4 protein-coding genes and 1 tRNA gene are annotated in these 3,040 nt (G+C 67.9%); all 5 read left to right on the forward strand.

Annotated features, from left to right (window positions below; genetic code table 11):
• The first annotated feature begins 54 nt into the window (after positions 1-54).
• The 5 genes from ER13_RS16745 to lptB all read left to right on the forward strand — a co-directional run bounded on the left by ER13_RS16745 (position 55) and on the right by lptB (position 2,978).
• Positions 55-141, forward strand: a tRNA-Leu gene (locus ER13_RS16745).
• Positions 142-338: 197 nt separating this feature from the next.
• Complete coding sequence (locus ER13_RS16750) at positions 339-953, forward strand: ribonuclease D (RefSeq protein WP_035311134.1); 615 nt, start codon at positions 339-341, stop codon at positions 951-953.
• Between the two features lie 7 nt (positions 954-960).
• Entirely contained in the window at positions 961-1,629 is a 669-nt protein-coding gene (lptC, locus tag ER13_RS16755; protein WP_052005176.1) for an LPS export ABC transporter periplasmic protein LptC, read from the forward strand.
• Positions 1,630-1,634: 5 nt separating this feature from the next.
• Positions 1,635-2,144, forward strand: coding sequence for an LptA/OstA family protein (locus ER13_RS16760; RefSeq protein ID WP_035311138.1), 510 nt, complete (start codon positions 1,635-1,637; stop codon positions 2,142-2,144).
• Between the two features lie 69 nt (positions 2,145-2,213).
• Complete coding sequence (gene lptB, locus ER13_RS16765; RefSeq protein ID WP_050771689.1) at positions 2,214-2,978, forward strand: LPS export ABC transporter ATP-binding protein; 765 nt, start codon at positions 2,214-2,216, stop codon at positions 2,976-2,978.
• Positions 2,979-3,040: the final 62 nt, after the last annotated feature.

The raw sequence follows: 3,040 nt of genomic DNA on the forward strand, positions 1-3,040 counted from the left end.
CCCTTAGAGGTCCGCGCCTTCCCGATGGAAACGCCGCAAGGCGCTGCCGACGGGGCCCAGATGGCGGAATTGGTAGACGCGCTGGCTTCAGGTGCCAGTGGCTTAACGGCCGTGGAGGTTCGAGTCCTCTTCTGGGCACCATATTATAGACGGCGTCGTGTTTTCGGACACGGCGCCGTTTGCTTTTTCGGCCTATCGCATCGCGCGCGGCGCTCTGCTGCTTGAGGCCATCTTCGTTTTGGGCCTATCGCCTAGCGTGCGGCGCTCGCCTGCTTGAGGCCCGTCCGTCGCGCGGTAAGCCGTTTCGTCCCGTCCCCCAGCCGTGTAAGAACCTGCCCATGACCGTTTACCTGCACGAGGGCGACCTGCCCGACGACCTGGACCTGGGTTCCGACGTCGCCATCGATTCCGAGACCATGGGCCTGCGCTTCCGCCGCGACCCCCTTTGCGTCGTCCAGCTGTCGGCCGGCGACGGCGACGCCCATGTCGTGCGGCTGAACCGCCCCGGCTATGACTGTCCGAACCTGAAGCGGCTGCTGACCGATCCGGCGGTGACCAAGATCTTCCACTTCGGTCGCTTCGACATCGGCATGTTCCTGCTGCACCTCGGGGTCGAGACGCGGCCGGTCTATTGCACCAAGATCGCCTCCAAACTGGCCCGCACCTACACCGACCGCCACGGGCTGAAGGACGTGGTGCGCGAGACGGTTGGGGTCGACCTGTCCAAGGCCCAGCAGTCGTCCGACTGGGGCGCGGCCGAACTGACCCAGGCCCAGCTGGACTACGCCGCCTCGGACGTCCTGTATCTGCACGCCGCCCGGGCCAAGCTGGACCTGATGCTGGCGCGCGAGGGACGGGCCGAACTGGCGGCCCAATGTTTCGACTTCCTGCCGACCCGTTCGGCGCTCGATCTCGCCGGCTGGGACGAGATCGACATCTTCGCCCATAGCTGAGGCGCGCTTGACCGACCCCGGCGAACAGACACGGATCCAGGCGGACGCCGCGGACGAGGCCCGGGTGGTCCTGGCCGGTGCGCGCTGGCGGGCGCGTTCGCGGCGAGTCAAACTGTACCGCCGCGTCCTGCCGATCATCATCCTGGTGCTGGCGGGCGGCGTCCTGACCTGGACCGTGTTCCGCACCGTCATGTCGGGGGTGGAGCGCAAGGCCAGCCAGGGCCAGGAGGTCCGGCTGGACAAGCCCCTGTTCCACGGCCAGGACGCGCAAGGCCGCGCCTTCACCGTCGGCGCCCAGGGCGCGATCCGCGATCCCGCCACCGGCCATTTCCGCCTGGTCGGCCCGGCGCTGAAGCTGAACCTGGGCGGCCGCAAGGTCACCGAAATGACCGCCGACGGCGGGACCTACAACGAACAGGCCAGGACCGTGACCATCGGTCCGAACGTGCGGATTTCGGACGGCGGCTCCGGCTTCGTCCTGACCACGCCCGAGGCGGTGGTCGACACCAATACCGGCATCATCACCGGTTCACGGGGCGTTCAGGGCGCGGGCCCTATTGGAACCATCAACGCTTCGTCCTATGCGATCTATGATCAGGGCGAGCGCGTGGTGTTCAAGGGCTCTGGCGACACCAAGATAAGCGGGACCATCAATCCCTCGGGATCAGGCGAATGACGGCGATGACAGCGAAAACCCACTACGCCCGGACGGTTGCGGCGCTGGCGGCCCTGACCCTGCTGGCCCTGCCGGCCGTGGGCGACGCCCAGAGCGCGCGCACCAGCTCGAACCAGCCCATCGCCTTCGGCGCCGACACGGGCGAACAGTCCGCCGAACGCATCAGCCTGCGCGGCCGGGCCGAAGTGACCCAGGGTCAGAACCGCCTGCGGGCCGAGGCCATCACCCTGTTCCGCAACGCCGCCGGCGATCCGGAGCGGGTCGAGGCCACGGGCACCGTCTATTTCGTCACCCCGACCCAGTCGATGCGCGGCGACCGCGCCGTCTATACGCTGTCGAACGGCGAACTGGTCGTGACCGGCAACGTCATCCTGAACCAGGGCAAGAACGTCCTGACGGGCGGGCGGCTGGTCTATAACGTCAACACCGACGCGGCCAACATGTCGGGCGCCCCGCGTGGCGGGACCGCCGGCAGCCGCATCCAGGGCGTCTTCTATCCCAACGGAACCAACTGAGGCCGACCGGCCCAGGACGTAAGAACGGGATCTGAGGATTTGGCGCGCAAGGAACTCTCCGCCCTGAACCTGTCCGACCGGCCGGCGGCGACGCCGGAACCGGCGGTCTCGGCTGCTGAAAAAGGCCTGCGGGTGCGCAACATCGCCCGCGCCTTCGGCCAGCGCCAGGTGGTGAGCGACGTCTCCCTGACGGTTCAGCGCGGCGAGGTCGCGGGCCTGCTCGGCCCCAATGGCGCCGGCAAGACCACCTGTTTCTACATGATCACCGGCCTGATCCCGCCCGATTCCGGCACGATCTGGCTGGACGGCGAGGACATCACCAGCCAGCCCATGTACCAGCGCAGCCGCATGGGCCTGGGCTATCTGGCCCAGGAAGCCTCGATCTTCCGGGGCATGACGGTCGAGCAGAACATCATGGCGGTGGTCGAGCTCAACTATCCGCGCGATCAGCTTCAGGCCGAGACCGACCGCCTGCTGAACGAGCTTCACATCGACCATCTGCGCCACGCCCCGGCCACAGGCCTGTCGGGCGGCGAGCGTCGCCGGGTCGAGATCGCCCGCGCCCTGGCGGGCCGGCCGTCCTTCATCCTGCTGGACGAACCCTTCGCCGGCATCGACCCCCTGGCCATCGCCGACATCCGTTCGGTCATCCGCTATCTGGCGGACCAGGGCATCGGCGTGCTGATCACCGACCACAATGTCCGCGAAACCCTGGACATCACCGACCGGGTCTCGATCATCTCGGGCGGGTCGGTCCTGTTCGAAGGCACGGCTGAAGAGGCGGTCAACGACGCCGAGGTCCGCCGGGTCTATCTGGGCGAAAACTACGCCTGACGCGCCCCCTCCGTCACGGCGCTTTGCGCCGCGCCACCTCCCCCAAGGGGGGAGGAATGCGA

The organism is Brevundimonas sp. EAKA (genome assembly GCF_000698025.1).
GTDB classification, from domain to species: Bacteria; Pseudomonadota; Alphaproteobacteria; order Caulobacterales; family Caulobacteraceae; genus Brevundimonas; species Brevundimonas mediterranea_A.